At 60.4% G+C, this 20,321-nt stretch carries 19 protein-coding genes; 10 read left to right on the forward strand and 9 right to left on the reverse strand.

Features of this window, described 5'->3' with window-relative positions; genetic code table 11:
• The first annotated feature begins 59 nt into the window (after window positions 1-59).
• Window positions 60-518 (forward strand): sigma D regulator, encoded by a 459-nt coding sequence (gene rsd, locus ACNYC6_RS14680; RefSeq protein WP_419712870.1) that lies wholly within the window; start codon window positions 60-62, stop codon window positions 516-518.
• Between the two features lie 59 nt (window positions 519-577).
• On the opposite strand, the gene ACNYC6_RS14685 is transcribed toward rsd, so the two are convergent.
• Window positions 578-1,243: an FKBP-type peptidyl-prolyl cis-trans isomerase gene (locus ACNYC6_RS14685; protein WP_419712871.1), complete on the reverse strand. Its 666-nt coding sequence runs from the start codon at window positions 1,241-1,243 to the stop codon at window positions 578-580.
• A gap of 194 nt (window positions 1,244-1,437) precedes the next feature.
• Here ACNYC6_RS14685 and ACNYC6_RS14690 point away from each other — a divergent pair, with 194 nt between their 5' ends.
• Window positions 1,438-2,574 (forward strand): AlgP family protein, encoded by a 1,137-nt coding sequence (locus tag ACNYC6_RS14690; RefSeq protein WP_419712872.1) that lies wholly within the window; start codon window positions 1,438-1,440, stop codon window positions 2,572-2,574.
• On the opposite strand, the gene ACNYC6_RS14695 is transcribed toward ACNYC6_RS14690, so the two are convergent.
• Window positions 2,571-3,035: a TIGR02444 family protein gene (locus tag ACNYC6_RS14695; protein ID WP_419712873.1), complete on the reverse strand. Its 465-nt coding sequence runs from the start codon at window positions 3,033-3,035 to the stop codon at window positions 2,571-2,573. The two genes, ACNYC6_RS14690 and ACNYC6_RS14695, sit on opposite strands and share 4 nt — an antisense overlap.
• Window positions 3,036-3,085: 50 nt before the next feature.
• On the opposite strand from ACNYC6_RS14695, the gene ACNYC6_RS14700 reads away from it, so the two are divergent.
• The 3 genes from ACNYC6_RS14700 to rhtB all read left to right on the forward strand — a co-directional run bounded on the left by ACNYC6_RS14700 (window position 3,086) and on the right by rhtB (window position 6,317).
• Complete coding sequence (locus tag ACNYC6_RS14700) at window positions 3,086-4,996, forward strand: ATP-binding cassette domain-containing protein (protein ID WP_419712874.1); 1,911 nt, start codon at window positions 3,086-3,088, stop codon at window positions 4,994-4,996.
• Window positions 4,996-5,577 (forward strand): mechanosensitive ion channel domain-containing protein, encoded by a 582-nt coding sequence (locus ACNYC6_RS14705; protein WP_419712875.1) that lies wholly within the window; start codon window positions 4,996-4,998, stop codon window positions 5,575-5,577. Before ACNYC6_RS14700 ends, ACNYC6_RS14705 begins: the two co-directional genes overlap by 1 nt.
• Before the next feature lie 107 nt (window positions 5,578-5,684).
• Window positions 5,685-6,317 carry a homoserine/homoserine lactone efflux protein gene (gene rhtB, locus ACNYC6_RS14710; RefSeq protein ID WP_223443875.1) on the forward strand — a complete coding sequence of 211 codons (633 nt, stop codon included), beginning with the start codon at window positions 5,685-5,687 and terminating at the stop codon, window positions 6,315-6,317.
• Window positions 6,318-6,372: 55 nt separating this feature from the next.
• On the opposite strand, the gene ACNYC6_RS14715 is transcribed toward rhtB, so the two are convergent.
• Genes ACNYC6_RS14715 through ACNYC6_RS14730 form a run of 4 tightly spaced genes read right to left on the reverse strand, consistent with a single transcriptional unit; the run spans window position 6,373 to window position 9,525 of the window.
• On the reverse strand, window positions 6,373-7,113 hold the full coding sequence (locus tag ACNYC6_RS14715) for a penicillin-binding protein activator LpoB (protein WP_419712876.1): 741 nt from the start codon (window positions 7,111-7,113) through the stop codon (window positions 6,373-6,375).
• A 3-nt stretch (window positions 7,114-7,116) separates the two neighbouring features.
• Window positions 7,117-7,704: a penicillin-binding protein activator LpoB gene (lpoB, locus tag ACNYC6_RS14720; protein WP_419712877.1), complete on the reverse strand. Its 588-nt coding sequence runs from the start codon at window positions 7,702-7,704 to the stop codon at window positions 7,117-7,119.
• Window positions 7,705-7,740: 36 nt separating this feature from the next.
• On the reverse strand, window positions 7,741-8,112 hold the full coding sequence (locus tag ACNYC6_RS14725) for a DUF1425 domain-containing protein (protein WP_419712878.1): 372 nt from the start codon (window positions 8,110-8,112) through the stop codon (window positions 7,741-7,743).
• Between the two features lie 15 nt (window positions 8,113-8,127).
• Window positions 8,128-9,525, reverse strand: coding sequence for a COG3014 family protein (locus ACNYC6_RS14730; RefSeq protein WP_419712879.1), 1,398 nt, complete (start codon window positions 9,523-9,525; stop codon window positions 8,128-8,130).
• 305 nt (window positions 9,526-9,830) lie between these two features.
• Between ACNYC6_RS14730 and ACNYC6_RS14735 the strand changes: the two genes are divergently transcribed.
• Together ACNYC6_RS14735 and ACNYC6_RS14740 are read left to right on the forward strand one after the other, a co-directional pair.
• A complete protein-coding gene (locus ACNYC6_RS14735) occupies window positions 9,831-11,729 on the forward strand; it encodes an FTR1 family protein (RefSeq protein ID WP_419712880.1) in 1,899 nt (632 codons plus the stop codon).
• A 108-nt stretch (window positions 11,730-11,837) separates the two neighbouring features.
• Window positions 11,838-12,293: a YaiI/YqxD family protein gene (locus ACNYC6_RS14740; protein ID WP_419712881.1), complete on the forward strand. Its 456-nt coding sequence runs from the start codon at window positions 11,838-11,840 to the stop codon at window positions 12,291-12,293.
• A 120-nt stretch (window positions 12,294-12,413) separates the two neighbouring features.
• On the opposite strand, the gene elbB is transcribed toward ACNYC6_RS14740, so the two are convergent.
• The gene (gene elbB, locus ACNYC6_RS14745; RefSeq protein WP_419712882.1) at window positions 12,414-13,082 is read right to left on the reverse strand and encodes an isoprenoid biosynthesis glyoxalase ElbB; all 669 of its coding nucleotides are present in this window, start codon (window positions 13,080-13,082) and stop codon (window positions 12,414-12,416) included.
• A 115-nt stretch (window positions 13,083-13,197) separates the two neighbouring features.
• On the opposite strand from elbB, the gene ACNYC6_RS14750 reads away from it, so the two are divergent.
• Window positions 13,198-14,430, forward strand: a complete 1,233-nt coding sequence (locus tag ACNYC6_RS14750; protein ID WP_419712883.1) for a sterol desaturase family protein — start codon at window positions 13,198-13,200, stop codon at window positions 14,428-14,430.
• Here ACNYC6_RS14750 and ACNYC6_RS14755 read toward each other — a convergent pair.
• Window positions 14,414-15,043, reverse strand: coding sequence for a DedA family protein (locus ACNYC6_RS14755; RefSeq protein ID WP_419712884.1), 630 nt, complete (start codon window positions 15,041-15,043; stop codon window positions 14,414-14,416). The genes ACNYC6_RS14750 and ACNYC6_RS14755 overlap by 17 nt on opposite strands.
• Before the next feature lie 260 nt (window positions 15,044-15,303).
• On the opposite strand from ACNYC6_RS14755, the gene hemB reads away from it, so the two are divergent.
• Together hemB and ppk1 are read left to right on the forward strand one after the other, a co-directional pair.
• The gene (hemB, locus tag ACNYC6_RS14760) at window positions 15,304-16,317 is read left to right on the forward strand and encodes a porphobilinogen synthase (RefSeq protein ID WP_419712885.1); all 1,014 of its coding nucleotides are present in this window, start codon (window positions 15,304-15,306) and stop codon (window positions 16,315-16,317) included.
• A gap of 18 nt (window positions 16,318-16,335) precedes the next feature.
• Complete coding sequence (gene ppk1 / locus ACNYC6_RS14765) at window positions 16,336-18,558, forward strand: polyphosphate kinase 1 (RefSeq protein ID WP_419712886.1); 2,223 nt, start codon at window positions 16,336-16,338, stop codon at window positions 18,556-18,558.
• 159 nt (window positions 18,559-18,717) lie between these two features.
• On the opposite strand, the gene ppx is transcribed toward ppk1, so the two are convergent.
• Window positions 18,718-20,220, reverse strand: a complete 1,503-nt coding sequence (gene ppx, locus ACNYC6_RS14770; RefSeq protein WP_419712887.1) for an exopolyphosphatase — start codon at window positions 20,218-20,220, stop codon at window positions 18,718-18,720.
• Window positions 20,221-20,321 lie beyond the last annotated feature (101 nt).

A 20,321-nucleotide genomic window follows, 5' to 3' on the forward strand; every position in this document is an offset into this window, starting at 1 on the left:
CCCATTACAAGAGGCGAGCGGGCATAGAGCAGCTGACCCACAAGGGAAGAGAGATCACCATGCTCGAAAGTTGTCAGAATGCTCAGGAACGCTGGGGTGGAGTGCACCTGCTGATCGATCGCTGGTTGCAGGAGCGACACGAACTGATCGGGGCTTATGATGATCTCGGCGCAAAGCCTGAAGCGTTGGGCGAGAACCGAAAGCCTTTGCAGGAGTTCTGCGGCGTGCTGGTCGATTACGTCTCCGCCGGGCACTTCGAGATCTATGAGCAGCTGACGGGGGAGGCCAAGGCCTTCAACGACAAGCGAGGCCTGGAACTCGCCGAGACTATCTACCCGCGCATCGACGTCATCACCGAGAAACTTCTCGCGTTCAACGACCTGTGCGATGAAGGAAAGTGTGTCGCAGAGAAGTTCAAGGAGCTCGGCGGCCTGTTGCATGAGCGCTTCGAACTGGAAGACTGCCTGATCGAAGTGCTGCACACTGCGCACAAGGAAGCCGATCCGGTCCAGGCTTGAAGCGCTTCCCGCAAGATCCCGAAACGGCGTGCCAAGGCACGCCGTTTTTCATTCTGCTTTCAACCGTTAGCGCCGCGTAACTCGACCTCGAACACCAGAGGTGTGAAAGGCGCGATCAGGTCGCCGGCACCTTCGGCGCCATAGGCTTGCGACGAAGGAATCACCAGCCGCCATTTTGCGCCCACCGGCATTTGCTGTAATGCACTGCGCCAGCCGCTGATTACGCTGTCGAGACTGAACCACTGTGGCTGACTGTTTTGGTCGAACACAGTGCCGTCGGGAAGGCGCCCGATGTATAGCACCTGAACTTTTCCGTTCGGTCCGGCCTTGACGCCATTACCGGGTACCAACTCGGTCAGCAGAATTCCATCAGCCAGTTCGCGAACACCGGGCTTGGCTTTTTCCTCGGTGAGAAAACGTTTTTCGTTTTCCAGCGCCAACTCGCTTTGCGGTGCAGGTGATTGCATGGCAACCCGGGCTTCGTGCTCGGTGAGAATCTGCTCGATCTGCTCGTCTTTCAACGCCAGTGGCTTGCCTTGGTAAGCCTGCTGCAAACCTTCGACCAGCGCTTTGAGTTGCAGGTCGGGAACCTCCTGGCGCAGGCGTTCGCCGAGGCTCGCTCCCAAGCTGTAAGCAAGATCGTGGGCGTCATTTTCCGGGGTTTTTTCAGCGGCCTGAGCCACGGAAAAAATTACGCACAGCGACAAAAAAAGGTAGCGCGACATGGGCACTCTCCAGCCTGAGATGCGGGCGATTATGCCAGTGTGAATGCCCACAAAGGTGAACTGCTTTTTGCGTCGACGAAGAAGATTTTCGTTCGTTTGCAACGCACCGCTTTCGATAGTGTCAACATGCCCTAGCGGCGGTTGCAGCAGAGGTCTAGTATGAGCCGCAACTCACTTCAGCCAGGAGGTAAACCATGTCGGCCACCAAGAAGCCAGTAAACACTCCGTTGCACCTGCTCCAACAACTCTCGAGCAGCCTGCTCGAGCATCTGGAAACCGCTTGTTCCGAAGCCTTGGCTGATGCTGAAAAACTGCTCGCCAAGTTGGAAAAACAGCGCGGAAAAGCGCAGGAAAAATTGCATAAATCCCGCACCAAATTGCAGGACGCTGCGGCGGCCGGCAAGGCCAAGGCACAAGCCAAAGCCAAGGACGGAGTGACAGAACTCGAAGACCTGCTTGATGCTCTCAAAGAGCGTCAGTCGGACACTCGTGGCTACATCCTGCAACTCAAGCGCGACGCTCAGGAAAGCCTGAAACTGGCCCAAGGCGTTGGTCGTGTTCAAGAGGCTGTCGGCAAGGCGTTGTCCCTGCGTGCGGCCAAGTCTGCTGCGGCCCCTGCGAAGAAAGCCGCTGCCAAACCGGCTGCTGCCAAAGCACCGGCCAAGCCTGCCGCCAAACCGGTTGCCAAAGCACCGGTGAAAGCCGCAGCCAAGGCTGTTGCGAAACCTGCCGCTAAAACGGCTGCTGCGAAGCCTGTCGCCGCCAAACCTGCTGCCGCAAAAACAGCAACTGCCAAACTTGCCGCGGCGAAAACTGCAGCAGCAAAACCAGCAGCAAAACCAGCCGTAAGAACTGCCGCTAAACCAGCTGCAAAACCTGCTGCCAGAACCGCTGCGGCGAAGCCTGCTGCCAAGCCGGCCGCCAAACCTGTTGCAGCCAAAACCGCAGCCAAGCCCGCGGCAAAACCTGCAGCGAAAGCAGCGACTAAACCAGCTGCAAAACCGGCCGCTAAAACCGCTGCTGCGAAACCTGCCACTGCCGCCAAACCGGCAACTGCCAGCGCCGCGAAAACTGCCGCAGCCAAACCCGCTGCCAAGCCAGTCACTGCCAAGCCTGCTGCAAAACCAGCGGCCAAACCTGCTGCTAAACCAGCAGCCAAACCGGCAGTGAAAAAACCGGTTGTTGCCAAGCCAGCGACTGCCCCTGTTGCCAAACCGGCTACCCCAGCCGCAGCACCTGCTTCGACAGCTTCCACCTCGACAACTACGCCAGCTCCAACGCCGGCCACCGTTTCGAGCGCAGCAACCTCCACCCCAACCAGCGCTTCCTAAGTGCCGGTTACCGCGACGCGCAGCTGATGCAGCGCGTCGCGGTCGAGGTGGGCGGCGTCTGCCGCCACACCTTCCAGCCAGGCCGATAGATCGGTCTTCTCTTCTTGCGGCCAGTTCTGTGCCGATCGTTCCAGTCGCTGTAACAGATGCCGCTCGGCTTCCAGCTCCAGCGTCTTCACTTGCTCACGCAACTTGCTCAGCTCGCCATCCTTCGTGGCGGCGTCTTTCCATTGCATGCGCAGTGCCCGCAACGGTCGCACGACTTCAGCGTCCCAGGACGTGGTCTCACTGCGAAGTTGCTGCAAGCGTTGTTCGTTGCAGGCGATGCCTCGTTGGCCAAGCCATGCCGCGCAAAGCAGCAGACACACATTGACCCCCGTCGACTGTAATTGCAGGCACGCCGGCTCGACGCCCGGCTTGGCGTAAGTGCTGAGGGAAAAGCTCCACAGGTCAGAGGACATAGTGCTACTCGCGCCAGTTGCGAGCGAAGCTGGTAGACTCCGCCGCCATTATGATTCGACTTCAGAACCTGACTTTACAGCGTGGCCCGCAACGTCTGCTAGAAGACGCCGAGCTGACCCTGCACGCCGGCCAGAAAGCCGGCCTGATCGGTGCCAACGGCGCCGGCAAATCGAGCTTGTTCGCCTTGCTTCGGGGCGAACTGCACCCGGACTCGGGTGATTGCTTCCTGCCGGCCGACTGGCGTATCGCCCACATGCGCCAGGAAGTCGACACCCTCGAACGCCTGGCGGTCGACTACGTGCTTGATGGCGACCTGCGTCTGCGCCAGGTGCAACGCGACCTCGCGGCAGCCGAAGCGGCCCATGACGGTGCCGCACAGGCCCGCCTGCACTCCGAGCTCGACAGCGCCGACGGTTACACCGCCGACGCCCGGGCGCGCAAGTTGCTGGCCGGCCTGGGCTTCACCAACGAGCAGATGGACCGTCAGGTCGGGGACTTCTCCGGTGGCTGGCGGATGCGTCTGAACCTGGCGCAGGCCTTGATGTGCCCATCGGACCTGTTGCTGCTCGACGAACCGACCAACCACTTGGACCTCGACGCCATCATCTGGCTCGAAGAATGGCTCAAAAGCTATCCTGGCACCTTGATGCTGATTTCCCACGACCGGGACTTCCTCGATGCCGTGGTCGATCACGTCGCGCACGTCGATCAGCGCAAGATCACCCTCTATCGCGGTGGCTACAGCGCCTTCGAACGTGCCCGTGCCGAACGCCTGGCCCAGCAACAGCAGGCCTTTGAGAAGCAGCAGGCGCAACGTGCGCACATGGAAAGCTACATCGCCCGCTTCAAGGCCCAAGCCACCAAGGCCCGCCAGGCCCAGAGCCGGATCAAGGCGCTGGAGCGGATGGAAGAACTGACCGCGGCCCACGTCGATTCGCCATTTGATTTTGTTTTCCGCGAATCGCAGAAAATCTCCAGCCCGCTGATTGACCTGTCCGATGCCCGCTTGGGTTACGGCGACAAAGCCGTGCTCGAGAAGGTCAAGCTGCAACTGACCCCAGGTGCGCGGATTGGCTTGCTCGGTCCGAACGGTGCCGGTAAGTCGACCCTGATCAAGAACCTCGCCGGTGAGCTGTCGCCATTGGCCGGTCGCTTGACCCGTGGCGAGAACACCGTCGTGGGTTACTTCGCCCAGCATCAGCTCGACTCGCTGGATTCCAAGGCCAGCCCGTTGCTGCACTTGCAACGTCTGGCACCGACCGAGCGCGAGCAGACCCTGCGCGACTTCCTGGGTGGTTTCGACTTCCGGGGTGCGCGAATCGACGAGCCGGTGCTGAATTTCTCCGGTGGCGAGAAAGCGCGTCTGGCGCTGGCGTTGATCGCCTGGGATCGGCCGAACCTGCTGTTGCTCGACGAACCGACCAACCACCTGGACCTGGAAATGCGCCTCGCGCTGACCATGGCCCTGCAGGAATTCAGCGGTGCGGTATTGGTGGTTTCCCACGACCGTCATTTGCTCAAGAGCACCACCGATAATTTCTATCTGGTGGCGGACGGCAAGGTCGAGGAATTCGACGGCGATCTTGAAGACTACACCCGCTGGCTGGTGGAGTATCGCCAGCGTAATGCACCGGTTAGCAACACGCCGGTCAACCCGGACAAGACCGACAAGAAAGCCCAGCGTCAGGCCGCTGCTGCGTTGCGTCAGCAACTGGCGCCGCACAAACGCGAAGCGGAAAAGCTCGAAGCCGAACTGGGCAAGCTGCACGAGAAACTGGCGAAGATCGATACCAGCCTCGGTGACAGTGACCTCTACGAGCCGGCGCGCAAGAACGACCTGCGTGACCTACTGGCCGAGCAGGCCAAGCTGAAGGTGCGTGAAGCGGAGCTGGAAGAAGCCTGGATGGAAGCGTTGGAACTGCTGGAAAGCATGCAGGCGGAGCTGGAGGCGCTGTCCTGATGGACGCTTTCAAGCTGCCGCTGCCGGCGGTGTGGGTCGAGCCGATCTGGCTCGGCGTGCAGATTCTGATGATCCTGCTGGCCGGTTACGTCGCCCAGCGTTTCATCGCCAAATGCCTGACCCGCCTCGGTGAGCGCTACCCGTTTCCGCCGCAGCTGCTGATGCCGCTTCGTGGCGGCCTGCGCTGGCTAGTCATGGGCAGTGCGCTGATTTTCGTACTGGAGCGCCTTGGTGTGTCGGCGACGGTGCTCTGGACCGCGTTGTCCGGGTTTGTCGCCGTCGCGGCGGTGGCGTTTTTCGCCATGTGGAGCGTGCTCTCCAATCTGCTGTGCGCGATCCTGATTTTCACCGTCGGCCCGTTTCGCATCGGTGATGTGGTCGAGTTGGTGGACACCACCGACAAGCCTGGCGTCAAAGGTCGGGTAGTGGCGATCAATCTGCTCTACACCACGTTAATTGAGGCTGAAGAGCTGGGCACCGGCAGCGCCATGGTGCAAGTGCCCAATAACCTGTTCTTCCAGCGCTCGGTGCGGCGCTGGCGCGGGACGGACGTTTTCCCGTCGAGCGGCTTTGAGAAGTAGGCGCAATCGCTGCTCGACAGTCGCCATCTCCTACAAAAAATCGGTAGTCACCGGCCCAAAGCCGCATTAGCTTAGACGTCTGTCACGAGTCTGAGTCGAGGTGTGCAATGGAGCTTCAAACATGGCTGGCGTTTTTTGCCGCCTGCTGGGTGATCAGTTTGTCCCCAGGCGCCGGCGCCATTGCGTCGATGTCCAGCGGTCTGCAATACGGTTTCTGGCGCGGTTACTGGAACGCCCTGGGCCTGCAATTGGGCCTTGCGGTGCAGATCGCCATTGTCGGCGCCGGTGTGGGCGCGATTCTCACAGCGTCGGCTACAGCCTTCTATGCGATCAAATGGTTCGGTGTGGCGTACTTGGTCTATCTCGCCATCAAGCAATGGCGCGCGCTGCCCAGCGACATGAGCGATGACGCGGCCGTGCGCCAGATCGGCAAGCCAATGGCCCTGGTGTTCCGTGGTTTCCTGGTGAACATCAGCAACCCCAAGGCACTGGTGTTCATGCTCGCGGTGTTGCCGCAGTTCATCGACCCGCATGCGCCACTGCTGATCCAGTACGTGATCATCGGTGTGACCATGATCTGCGTCGATCTGATCGTCATGGCCGGGTACACCGGGCTGGCGTCCAAGGTGCTGCGCTTGTTGCGCACGCCGAAACAGCAGAAGCGCATGAACCGCACTTTTGCCGGCCTGTTCATCGGCGCGGCGGCGTTCATGGCTACGTTGCGTAAAGCGGCGGTTTAAAAGCGTCAGGCACAAAAAAGGCGACCTTTTCAGGTCGCCTTTTTCATTTCGGGTATCAGCGCAAAATGACCGGTGCGGTATCCGCCGGCAGGTTGTTGCGCAATGGGGCCTGCCCAGGTTGCTCGTAACCGCCGCCGAGCTGTTGGCTCAATTGTGCCGCTACGTCCTCACCCAGCGCCTTGGACACCTCGCGCACGACGCGCGGGCGGTTCAGGGAGACTTTGATGTCGCGACCGTTTACCAGCTTGGTGTCCTGACCTTCGCCCATCGCCGTGAAGGCCGAGGTGATTTCGTAGGTACGGGTATTGATCAGGCTGAAGTCCGCCACCAGTGTCAGTCCCAGCACCGCGGAATGACTGTCGGTGTTGGCCAGTTCGGTAACGTCGCGGGTGAAGTCGATGTCCGACACCGTGCCGAACAGTACGTAATCAGCACCCTTGAAGTTGCCAGCCTTGATGCGCTTGATCACATCGTAGATGTCACCCTTGGACGAGGCCGTGTATGGCGTGCCCTGCACCAGCTGGAACATGCCGGTGCGAAGGATCTCGCCCTTGATGTCACCGGTGAATTTACGCAGCTCGGCTTGTTCGATGTAGCTGGTGGTGGCTTCGATCTCGTTGTAGTTCGACGACCCGCTGGCACCGTATTCACTGTGGTTGTAGTTGGTCTGGGCCGAGACGATGTGGATGTACTGTTCCACCCGCTCTTGATACGCCAGGTCCGTCACCGCGACCTTTGGGGCTGCCTGCACGCCGAACGCATAGGCCAGGGCCATCAAGCCAATCCATGCGCGCATTGATTAACGCTCCGTGGTCTTGCGGATCTCTTTTTCGTCCATCCACTCGGCCAGACCGCTTTCAACGTCGATCAGTTGCAGGCTGAATTTGTAGAAGACGTCCTTGTAGTCGCTGCTGCGCTTGACGATCGAGCTGATCGAACCTTCGAGACGGTACTGGGCGGCGATCATGTTGCCGGTCTTGGCCACGGTGCTTTTCTTGTACAGACCGCTCTGGTTTTGCAGCTTGAGCTGATCAACCTGGCTCTGCATCTGGGTGTTGTCGCTGGCGAAGCGGGCGGTGCCGGTCTTCATCAGTTGGGTCTTGATGCTGGTGGTGATTTCGCGGGTATCGATGTACTCGCTGGTCTTGTTCTTCACGTCATAGACCTGCACCACCGGACGGCCTTGCAGAATGCCGGACTGGGCCAGGGAGCGGGTCATGGTTTCGGCGATCATTTGCAGATCGGTCGAGCCGAATTCGTTGGTCACGGTTTCAACCGCTTTGGTATCGCCGTAGCTGATGTTCTTGCTGCCCAGGGTTGGCGAGGTATTGGCGCAACCACTGGCGAGCAGGGCGATGACAGCGATGAAAGAAAAGCGTGCAAACATGGGAGTGCTCTCTGAAACGGGAATAGGGTGTCGTGCTTAAGGCGTCTTGATTTCCAGACGGAAATCCACGGCTTTGGCCGTCGGGGCGATGGCCTGAATGAAACTGCTCTGTTCGCCGTACATCATTTGGCTTTTCCAGACTTCTTCTTCGGCAATCGGGAAACCTTCAGGGCCAAGCCACGCGAAGCGGTAGTAGAAAGTCTTGTTGTTGAAGCTGGTATTGCTCAGTTGAGCGTTAACCGTCATGAAGCCGTTTTCACGCGCTACACGCATGGCGCCGACCGCGATGTTCTTCAACTTGCCTTGGGCCACGACTTTGCTGGCGGCGCTGCCCGGCTCCGGTGGCGGCGGGGTGGCACAGCCGGCCAGCAGCGCCAGGCCGAGGACGGCGATGAATTTGAATCGCAAGGGAAGACTCCGTTCTTAAGGTTGAGTGAGGCTGGCCACAGCGGTCGGGCTGACACGAGGGATCACTTGAGCGGCGACACCGCCAGCGAACACCTGATTGCCCACGGCGCGCAGGCTGATCACCTGATAACGCTGGTCGACCGTAACGTTCACCGTCGAGCCACCCACCACGTTCGGTAGCGTGAGTTGGTGCTCGCCCTTCTTCAAACGCAGACGCACCACTTGGGTGTTGTCGGGCAGCGTGCGCCACGTACGGGTATCGGCGCCTTCGAGCACGGCTGAAGTGAGGCCGACCGCCAGGCCTGCCAACGGGTTGGTTTCGTTGATCTTTTTCTGCGCCACGCCACGGGTCACCGCGCGAACGGTCGTGCGCACGATGATGCCCGGCATATCGTCTCGCAGGGCGCGTTGGGACATGGCCGTGGTGCTGTTGAGTTGCGTCAGGTTGAGCTGCTGACCGTCCACGCCGATCTGGGCGAATGCCGCGGTGGAGGTGTCAGGCTTGATGACCGGAAACGACAGCGGCGTGATCACCACGCTACCGCTGATCGGCAGCGGCAGCGGAATGCGGATCGAGTCCCGAGCCGGCGCCAGACCGCTTTGCACGACGATCAGGATATCGCTGTCCTCATCCTTGGCGCCTTTCTTGTCGAGGTCCTTCAGCGCTTGTTCCAACAGTGGGGTGTTCGGGCGCAGCTCGGCGGCTTTGCGATAACCCGGTGCGGCCAGGTCTTTTTCACCCAGGGCTTCATAGACGAAACCGGCCAGATAATGGCTGAACGCACTCTGGTAGCTGTTTTTCAGGCTGACCACTTCCGGCGCATCGAGGCTGGCGACCGGGTAACCCTGCAAGTCCTTGTACTGAGTGGTGATGCCTTCTTTCTCGGCTTCCTCTTCACTCTTGAGGTATTCCTTGTCACGCAGATCAGCGATCACGGCCTCGCGTTCGTGAGTCCTCTTGATCGCGGTGCGTGCGCCGTCGAAGTCGTTCGCGGCCAACAGATTAAGAGCCATTTGCGTGGTCAGCATGACTTTTTCGTAGTCGTAGCCTTCGTAACGACGGACCTTGTCATTGACCAGGAAACTACCGAACTGGGCCAGGTATTTGGCTGAGTCGAGTTTGACCGAGTCTTCCCATTGGCTGACCACTTGATCGGCACTGCCCCAGGCAATCTGGCTTCCGGAATAATCACCTTTGGCGCGCAGCAGCTCACCTTTCTCAAAGTAGTAGAGAAGGTCCTTATCGGTGCCGGAGTTGTTTTTTTCCAACAAGGTCAGCGCGGCGTCGACATTGCCCGAGGCCAGTTGCTGATTGGTTTGAGCCAGTTCGGAGTCATAGTTGCGAAAAGCCGAGCAGCCGGACAATAGCGTAACGGCGCTGAGCGCGACGACTAGAAGGGCGCGGGATGCCATGAGTACGTCTTCCCTGAGTATTTGAACAGCCGCACTTGCTGGTCGGGCTGATGGGACCCACTGACGGGCACCGGGGTGTCCTGTCAATTCCTCAATAAGAAGAGGAGCTTAAATGCCGTATCGCGATAACGAGGGCGCGGCATTATAGGTGCGGATACTGGCAATGTAATGGCTTTTTGAGATCTTTATTTCAAAAAGTGCCATCAGCTCACGCGATGCCTTGCGGCCAAAGCACAACAAAGCTTGAGTGAAAGCCATTGGGAGGGAACAATATGTTACTTCGTGTTTCCAATTGAGATTCATTCATGATTGCCCCCTCCCGTTTCCTGGCCTGGCTGCTAGCGCCGGTGTTTGCCTTGTGCAGTTTCAACCTGCTGGCGGACACGGTGGAAGGCGCGCCGCAAGCCCTGCATTTACTCGACTACATCGGTGCGGACTACCCGCACGCGGTGCAGGCAGGCAAGGTCGTCAACGACTCCGAATACCGCGAGCAACTGGAGTTCGCCCAGGCCTTGCAAGGTTTGGTGGCGGCAATGCCGGCCAAACCGGAAAAGGCCGCGCTGGAGCAGGGCATCGGTACGCTGCGCAGCGCGATCGCCGCGCGCCAGGAGGGCGCTGACGTCGCCCGTCAGGCGCGGCAACTCGGCGCAAAACTGGCCGTGGCCTATGAGGTCAGCCAGGCGCCGATCATTACCCCGGACCCGACCCGTGGTGCGCCGCTCTACGCTCAGCACTGTTCGGTATGCCATGGCGACACCGGCGCGGGCGACGGCCCGGCAGGCGTCGGCCTGACGCCGCCACCGGCCAATCTGCGCGATAACGCACGTCTTGATCACTTGAGTCTCTACGCGATCTACAACACGCTGGGCCTCGGGGTGGAAGGCACTGACATGCCGGCCTTCGCCGATCAGCTGGATGATCGGCAGCGTTGGGACCTGGCCACCTACATCGCCAGCTTCAGCGCCGATCCGGCGACCGTCAGCAGCGACAAGGTCTACAACATTGCCGACCTGGCCCGTCAGACGCCGTCCGAAGTGCAGGCCGCTGACGGCCCGCAAGCCGCCGCGACGTTCCGCACGCAACGGGCGCAGCCGCCGCAGGTCAAGCGTGGCCCGGCACAGTTGCTCGACTACACCGCTGCGACCCTGGACAAGAGCGTCGCGGCTTACCGCGCGGGCGATCACGATCAGGCCTACGACCTGTCGGTAGCGGCGTACCTGGAAGGCTTCGAACTGGTCGAAAGCTCGCTGGACAACGTCGACGCCAACGTGCGCAAAGACACGGAAAAATCGCTGATGGCTTACCGTCAGTCGCTGCAGGATGGCTTGCCGATCGATCAGGTCGAGCAGCGTCTGGAAGCCGCCAAGGCGAAGTTGAAGACATCCGCCGGTTTGCTGGGCAGCGATGGCTTGAGCTGGTCGCTGAGCTACATCTCCGGCCTGTTGATCCTGCTGCGTGAAGGCCTGGAAGCGATTCTGGTGCTGGCGGCAATCCTCGCTTTCCTGCGCAACACTGGCCAGCAGTCGGCCGTTCGCAGCGTTAACGTCGGTTGGGGGCTGGCGCTGCTGGCCGGTCTGGGAACCTGGGCGCTGGCGGCGTATGTGATTGATGTCAGCGGTTCGCAGCGTGAATTGCTGGAAGGTGCGACGGCGTTGTTCGCCAGCGTCATGGTGCTGTGGCTCGGCGTGTGGATGCATGACCGTCGCCACGCCGCGGCCTGGCAGGATTACATCAAGAGCAGCCTGGTGGGTGGTGGCGGGCGTTTCGGCTTTGCGATCCTGGCGTTCTTCTCGGTGTATCGCGAATTGTTCGAAGTGATCCTGTTCTATGAAACCCTGTGGTTGCAGGCAGGTCCTGCGGGTCATGACGCGGTATTGGCCGGTGGTGCCACGGCGCTGGTGCTGCTGGTGGGGCTGGCATGGGTGATCCTGCGCGGCTCGGCAAAACTGCCACTGGCGCTGTTCTTCAGCATCAACGCTGCTTTGTTGTGCGCGCTGTCGGTGGTGTTCGCCGGGCATGGCGTGAAGGCATTGCAGGAGGCCGGAATCTTTGGCACGCGGCCTGTACCGTTCTTCGAGTTTGACTGGCTGGGGATTCATGCGGATGCGTATTCGCTGACGGCCCAGGCGGTGGCGATTGCTGCGATTGTTGTGTTGTATGGTCGTAGCTGGGTGGCTGAGAAACGTCGGGTGCAGGTTTCCTGATCGAGTCATTCTTTAAAAGATCGCAGTCTTCGGCAGCGCCTACAGGTGTACGTTAACCCCTGTAGGAACTGCCGAAGCCTGCGATCTTTTGCTTTTAGGAGGAAAAACATGCGCGTGTGGATCGATGCCGACGCCTGCCCTCGGGCGGCCAAGGACCTGGTGGTGAAGTTCGCCCTCAAGCGCCGCTTTGAAGTGGTGTTGGTGGCCGGGCAGCCGCAGATCAAGCCGGGGCTGGCGCTGGTCAAGCTGATCGTGGTGCCGAGTGGCCCGGATGCCGCCGATGACTACCTGGTGGAGCACGCGGTTCCCGGTGAACTGGTCATTTGCAGTGATGTGCCGCTGGCCGACCGTCTGGTGAAGAAGGGCGTTGCGGCGCTGGACCCACGGGGTAAGGAGTTCGATGCGCAGAACATGGGCGACCGGCTGGCGGTGCGCAACCTGTTCACTGATTTGCGCGAGCAAGGGCAGATGAGCGGCGGCCCGGCACCGTTTGGCGAGCGCGAAAAGCAGGCGTTTGCCAATGCGCTGGACCGGATCCTGACGCGGCTAACCCGCAAAGTTTAAGGAACACGGTGGTCCCTGTGGGAGCTAGCCCTGCTAGCGATGGGACCGGTACATCCAACATAAATGTTGACGGTTAGACCGCTATCGCGAGCAGGCTCCCTCCCACAATGTTGAAAAGTGTCAGGCGTCGTTTTCGTGGCTCAGTTCGAGCACGCGGTCGACCAGTTTGTTGATCCCGCCCGCGGCTTCACTGATCGTTTGCGCCAGCATGTACGCCGGGGTGCTCACCAGTTTGCGTGCCTTGTCTTCAACGATGTCGCTGACAGCGCACTCTTTATGAGTAGCGCCCATTTTGTTCAGGGCCGCTGCGGTTTCGGCGTCGTTGCCGATGGTGCAGGTCACGCCGGGGCCGTAGATTTTCGCCGCCAGCGCCGGCGAAATGCAGATAAGACCGACCGGTTTACCGGCCTCGGCGAACGCTTCGGTCAAGGCCAGAACGTCCGGTTGTACGGTGCAACCGGTACCTTCGATGGCGAAGTTGGAGAGGTTCTTGGCCGAGCCAAAACCGCCGGGAATGATCAGCGCATCGAAATCCTCGGCGTCTGCATCACGGATGTCCTTGATCTCGCCGCGGGCGATCCGCGCCGACTCCACCAGCACATTGCGCGACTCGGGCATTTCTTCGCCGGTCAGGTGGTTGATGACGTGCAATTGCGCGATGTTCGGTGCGAAGCACTGCACTTGCGCGCCACGCTGGTCCAGGCGCAGCAGGGTGATGACGCTCTCATAGATCTCGGCGCCGTCGTACACGCCACAACCGGAAAGGATCACTGCAACTTTTTTGCTCATGGGCTTTTCTCCAGATTCATGGCGTTAAATGTCCACTAATTTGTCACTCGTTGCCATAGGGTTAATTCGCGGCTACACCTAGCATCTGTCCTCAAGATTCCGATCAGGGCGCGTCATGGACTTCATTCTGTATGCGGTGCCGTTTTTCTTTGTGCTGATTGCCGTCGAATTGCTGGCCGACCGTTGGCGCGGGGTCAGTAACTATCGGGTGGCGGACGCGATCAACAGCATCAGCACCGGCGTGCTCTCGACCACCACGGGCCTGCTGACCAAGGGCGTGGGCCTGGTGACCTACGCATTTGCCCTCAAGCATCTGGCGCTGTTCGAGCTTTCGGCCGATAGCGTGTGGGTCTGGGTGTTTGCCTTCGTCTTTTATGACTTCTGCTACTACTGGCTGCACCGCATGGGCCACGAGCGCAACATCCTCTGGGCCGCGCATTCGGTGCATCACCAGAGCGAGGACTACAACCTCTCCACCGCGTTGCGCCAGACCAGTACCGGGTTCCTCCTGAGCTGGATCTTCTACCTGCCCATGGCCGTCGTGGGCGTGCCGTTGCTGGTGTTTGTCAGCGTCGCGGCGCTGAACCTGCTGTACCAGTTCTGGGTGCATACCCGGCACATTCCCAAGCTCGGCTGGTTCGAGTGGTTCTTCGTCACGCCATCCAATCATCGGGCCCACCATGCACAGAACGCTCTCTACATGGATCGCAACTACGGCGGGGTGTTCATTATTTGGGATCGTCTGTTCGGCTCGTTCCAGGAAGAAGACGACAATGAGCCGGTGATTTTCGGCGTAACCACGCCGCTGGCGAGCTGGAATCCGATTTGGGCGAACGTGCAGTTCTACGCGCAGTTGTGGGCGGATGCACGGCGGGCCGAAAGCACCTGGGACAAGCTGCGGATCTGGTTCATGCGCACCGGCTGGCGACCGGCGGACGTGGCGGCGAAATACCCGATGAACAAGACGGATTTGAGCCAGTTCCGAAAATTCGAGGTGCCGCTGGACGGGCGTCAGCAGCTCTACGTGCTGTTGCAGTTCTGCGTCTACATCGCGCTGGGCAGCTATCTGATGAACCTGGAGCCGAGCCTGTCGACCGCCGCCCTGGTGTTGGGCTGGAGTGCGGTGGCGCTGGGATTGTTTGTCTTGGGCGTGGCCCTGGAGAATCGCCCGTGGGCGTTGAAGCTGGAGCTGTTGCGGCTGGCGTCGAATGTGCCGCTGGTATGGCTGGCACCGCTGGTGGGGCTGTGGCCGGCCAGCGCGGTGGGCTGGATCGGCCTGCTCAGCTACAGCCTGCTCAGCGGTATCGGTCTCTATTGCTGTAGAAACCGATTCACTCGACTGGCTTAGTTTCGCCGGTCTTGGCCTGTTCGGCCTTCAGGGCTTGCTCGTCGGCGTAGATCTGTTTAGCCAGGCGAGCGTTCTTGAAGCGCCGGCGCAGCCACAGGCCCAGGCCCAGGATGAGCAGGGCGCCGAGGACCCATAGCTCGTATTTCTTGATGCTGCCGAGCATGCCTTCCAGTACCGCGCCAAAGTGATAGGCGGCGGCCGCCAGCGCGGTAGCCCAGATCGCCGCGCCAATCCCGTTGAGCAACAGGTAGCGTCCCGGCGGGTAGCCCGACAGGCCGATCGCCACCGGCATCACCGTGCGCAGGCCGTAGACGAATCGGAAGCTCAAGACCCAGATGTCCGGGTGCTTGCGGATGTGTTCCAGCGCCCGGTCACCCATCAACTGCCAGCGCGGCTTGCGTGCCAGCAACTTGCGCCCGTGCTTGCGTCCCAGGAAGTACCACAGCTGATCGCCGGCATAACTGCCGCAGAACGCCACGACCACCACCAGGTTGATGTCCATGTAACCACGGAACGCGAGGAAGCCCGCGAGCACCAGAATGGTTTCGCCTTCGAAGAATGTGCCGAGGAACAAGGCAAAGTAGCCGAAGTCATGCAGAAATTGTTGGAGCATTGTCTGGGTGCTGGCGAAATGAACGCGCAGCCTAACCCTTCGGACACATTCAGGAAAGTGTCCAAATGTGTCTCGACGTGAACATTTCCTACAACGACAATGGAATGTGGCTACATGTCACAGACAACGCAGCCTGCCGACAAAAGACGCCGCTGCGGCTGAACAGTGGCGTCAAGATGAGACACTTTTGTCATCTGTTCGTCATAATGGCCGCCTATAACTGTCACGCTCGCCCGCCTGCGCGGGCTCAGGAGTCTGCCGTGAGCTTTACCCCCGCCAACCGTTTGTTCCCTGCAACCCGCCTGCGCCGTAACCGTCGCGACGATTTCTCGCGTCGACTGGTCCGTGAAAACGTGCTGACCGTCGATGACCTGATTCTGCCGGTGTTTGTGCTGGACGGTGAAAACCGTCGTGAAGCGGTGGCCTCGATGCCGGGCGTCGAACGCCTGACCATCGACCTGTTGCTCGAAGAAGCGGCCAAATGGGTCGAACTGGGGATTCCGGCGCTGGCACTGTTCCCGGTCACGCCGTCGGAACTGAAATCGCTGGACGCCGCCGAAGCGTGGAACACTGAAGGTATTGCCCAGCGCGCCACCCGTGCCTTGCGCGCGCAGTTTCCCGAGCTGGGTGTGATCACCGACGTCGCGCTGGACCCGTTCACCACTCACGGTCAGGACGGCATCCTCGACGAAGAAGGCTATGTGCAGAACGACATCACCGTCGACGCACTGGTCAGGCAGGCCTTGTCCCATGCCGAAGCCGGCGCTCAGGTGGTGGCCCCGTCGGACATGATGGACGGCCGCATCCAGGCGATCCGCGAAGCCCTCGAAGTGGCCGGTCACGTCAACGTGCGGATCATGGCCTACTCGGCGAAGTACGCCAGCGCCTACTACGGGCCGTTCCGCGATGCGGTCGGTTCGGCGCTGAATCTGGGCAAGGCCAACAAGGCCTCCTATCAGATGGACCCGGCCAACAGCAACGAAGCCCTGCACGAAGTGGCGGCGGACTTGTCAGAAGGCGCAGACATGGTCATGGTCAAGCCAGGCATGCCCTATCTGGACATCCTTTGCCGGGTCAAAGAAGAATTCAAAGTGCCGACTTTTGTTTATCAAGTCAGCGGCGAATACGCCATGCACATGGCGGCGATCCAGAATGGCTGGTTGAGCGAAGGGGTTATCCTCGAATCCCTGACCGCCTTTAAACGTGCAGGCGCTGATGGCATCCTGACGTACTTTGCCGTTCGTGCCGCTCAATTGTTACGAGAGCAAAAATAGCCCTCCCAGGAACATGTGATGAATACCGAAGGACTCACTGAAGTTGCCGTACAAGACGCTCAACCCGTGGTCGAGCAAATCGCCGAAACCCCGCCGGAGCTGGAGCCTGCTCCACCCGCGGTGGTAGCCGAAGCCGCGGCGGCGGCACCGGCGATTGCCATTCCCGGCCTGGATGACAGCAGCCTGTACATCCACCGCGAGCTGTCGCAACTGCAGTTCAATATCCGCGTGCTGGAACAGGCGCTGGATGAGTCCTATCCATTGCTGGAGCGGCTGAAGTTTCTGCTGATCTTCTCCAGCAACCTGGACGAGTTCTTCGAGATTCGCGTCGCCGGCCTGAAGAAGCAGATCACCTTCGCCCGTGAACAGGCGGGCGCCGACGGTCTGCAACCGCATCAGGCGTTGGCGCGCATCAGCGAGCTGGTGCACGGTCACGTCGACCGTCAGTACGCGATCCTCAACGATATTCTGTTGCCGGAGCTGGAAAAGCATCAGGTCCGCTTCATCCGTCGCCGCCACTGGACGACCAAGCTGAAAACCTGGGTCCGCCGCTATTTCCGCGACGAAATCGCGCCGATCATCACCCCGATCGGCCTCGACCCGACGCACCCGTTCCCGTTGCTGGTGAACAAGAGCCTGAACTTCATCGTCGAGCTCGAGGGTATCGATGCCTTCGGACGGGATTCCGGTCTGGCGATCATTCCGGCACCACGCCTGCTGCCGCGGATCATCAAGGTTCCGGAAGAGGTTGGCGGCTCTGGTGATAATTATGTGTTCCTGTCGTCGATGATCCACGCCCATGCCGATGACCTGTTCCAGGGCATGAAGGTCAAGGGCTGCTACCAGTTCCGCCTGACCCGCAACGCCGACCTGGCGCTGGACTCCGAGGACGTCGAAGACCTGGCTCGCGCCCTGCGCGGCGAACTGTTCTCCCGTCGCTACGGTGACGCAGTACGCCTGGAAGTGGCCGACACCTGCCCGAAACATCTGTCCGACTACCTGCTCAAGCAGTTCAACCTGAGCGAGACCGAGTTGTATCAGGTCAACGGTCCGGTGAACCTGACGCGGCTGTTTAGCATCACCGGTCTGGACAGCCAGCGTGAGCTGCAATACCTGCCGTTCACCCCACAGATCCCGAAACTGCTGCAAAACAGCGAGAACATCTTCAGCGTGATCAGCAAGCAGGACATCCTGCTGCTGCACCCGTTCGAGTCGTTCACCCCGGTGGTCGACCTGCTGCGCCAGGCCGCGAAGGACCCGCATGTGTTGGCGGTGCGCCAGACGCTGTACCGTTCCGGCGCCAACTCGGAAATCGTCGATGCGCTGGTGGATGCGGCGCGTAACGGCAAGGAGGTCACCGCGGTGATCGAATTGCGCGCGCGGTTCGACGAAGAGTCCAACCTGCAATTGGCCAGCCGTCTGCAAGCGGCCGGTGCGGTGGTGATCTACGGCGTGGTCGGCTTCAAGACCCACGCCAAGATGATGCTGATTTTGCGTCGCGAGGCCGGCGAAATCGTGCGTTACGCGCACCTCGGCACCGGTAACTACCACGCCGGCAACGCACGTCTGTACACCGACTACAGCTTGCTGACCTCCGATGACGCCTTATGTGAAGACGTCGGCAAACTGTTCAGCCAGTTGATCGGCATGGGTAAGACGTTGCGCATGAAGAAACTGCTGCATGCGCCCTTCACCCTGAAAAAGGGCATGCTTGACATGATTGCCCGCGAAACCCAGTTCGCCCTCGACGGCAAACCGGCGCACATCATCGCCAAGTTCAACTCGCTGACCGATCCGAAGATCATCCGCGCGCTGTACAAGGCCAGCCAGTCGGGCGTGCGTATCGACCTCATCGTGCGTGGCATGTGCTGCCTGCGCCCGGGCATCGCCGGGGTTTCGCACAACATTCATGTGCGTTCGATCATCGGGCGCTTCCTCGAACACACCCGGGTCTTCTACTTCCTCAACGGCGGTGACGAGCAGATGTTCCTGTCCAGCGCCGACTGGATGGAGCGCAACCTCGACAAGCGCGTCGAGACTTGCTTCCCGGTGGAAGGTAAGAAGTTGATCATGCGGGTCAAGAAAGAGCTGGAGTTGTATCTCACCGATAACACCCACAGCTGGAGCCTGCAGTCGGACGGCCGCTACATCCGCAACACGCCAACTGGCAACCAGAACCCGCGCAGCGCCCAGGCGACGTTGCTGGAGCGGTTGGGCAGTCCGATTCTGGCTGTGCGGTAACGCTGGCGAGCTATAAAAAATGGCGATCCCTATGGATCGCCATTTTTGCTTTTCAGTAGGAGCGAGCTTGCTCGCGAAGGACGTGAACGATGACGCGTACAACCTGGATAAACGCGGTGCTCTCAGTTTTTCGCGAGCAACTTCGCTCCTACAAGGGTACTAGCGAACGCTGAGGACGATATCGACCCGCGTGAGCCATTCCGCTTCGATGGCGAAGTCGGCCTGGGTCAGCTGGTTTTCATCCAGCCAGTTTTCCGGGAACACCACTTCAAGGTGGTTGCCATTGGCGTTCAGCTCAACCTGAGGCATTTGCTGGGTGCCGCGGATGTGGTGGAACAGGATCGCAAAACGCAGCAGAACGCACAGGCGAATCAGCTTGATGCCGTCATCGTCGAAATCGGCGAACTTGTCCTTGGGGATGTTGCGGCGGTGGCCACGCACCAGCAGTGCGAGCATCAACTGGTCTTCGCGGGAGAACCCCGCCAGGTCGGAGTGCTCGATCAGGTAGGCGCCGTGCTTGTGGTACTGATAGTGAGCGATGTCCAGGCCCACTTCATGGACCTTGGCCGCCCAGCCGAGCAGTTCGCGCCAGACGCCGTCTTCCAGATCCCAATCCTTGGCCACCTGATCGAAGGCATGCAGGGCTTTGCGCTCGACGCGCACAGCCTGTTCCAGATCGACGTGATAACGCTCCATCAGCGAGGTCAGGGTACGTTCACGCACGTCTTCGTGGTGATGGCGGCCCAGCAGGTCATACAGCACGCCTTCACGCAGGGCACCTTCGCAGTGATCCATGCGTTGCAGTTCGAGGGAGTCGAAGATCGCTTCGAGAATCGCCAGGCCTGCCGGGAAGATCGCCCGGCGATCAGGCTTGATGCCCTCGAAGTCGATCTTCTCAACGTCGCCGAGTTTGATCAGCTTGCGCTTGAGCCACGCCAGGCCTTCGGCGTTGACTTCGCCGCTGCCGTGGCCGCCGGCCTTCAGCGCCAGACCGATGGCGCGGATGGTGCCCGAGGAGCCAATGGCTTCATCCCAGGTCAGGCGATGCAGGGCGTGTTCGATGCTCATGATCTCCAGCCGCGCCGCGGTGTAAGCCTGAGCGTAGCGGGCCGGAGTGATCTTGCCGTCCTTGAAATAGCGCTGGGTGTAGCTCACGCAGCCCATTTGCAGGCTTTCGCGCAGCAACGGTTCGAAGCGCTGGCCGATGATGAATTCGGTACTGCCGCCGCCGATGTCGGCCACGAGGCGCTTGCCCGGGGTGTCAGCGAGGGTGTGGGACACACCGAGGTAGATCAGGCGCGCCTCTTCACGGCCGGAGATGACTTCCACCGGGTGGCCGAGGATTTTTTCGGCGCGGTGGATGAACTCAGCCCGGTTGCGGGCTTCGCGCAGGGCGTTGGTGCCGACGATCCGTACGGCGCCGAGCGGCATACCGTTGATCAGTTGGGCGAAACGCTTGAGGCAATCGAGCCCGCGTTGCATCGATTCTTCGCTGAGACGGCGCTCTTCGTCGATGCCGGCGGCCAGCTGAACCTTCTCCCCGAGACGCTCGAGAATACGGATTTCGCCGTTCTGGGCCTTGGCCACGACCATGTGAAAGCTGTTGGAGCCCAGGTCAATTGCGGCGATCAGGGACAGATTCTTGGCTTGGGATTGCGGCATGGTCAGGGGGTCTCGGTCGATAACCTCGACATCGTGCCACGATCAAAGGCTGGCGCCAACGCGCAGTGTTCAAAGCCTTGATCCAGTAGAGGAAAGTCGGT

The sequence above is a fragment of the Pseudomonas sp. NFX224 genome (genome assembly GCF_048565165.1).
In the GTDB taxonomy this organism is placed as follows: Bacteria; Pseudomonadota; Gammaproteobacteria; order Pseudomonadales; family Pseudomonadaceae; genus Aquipseudomonas.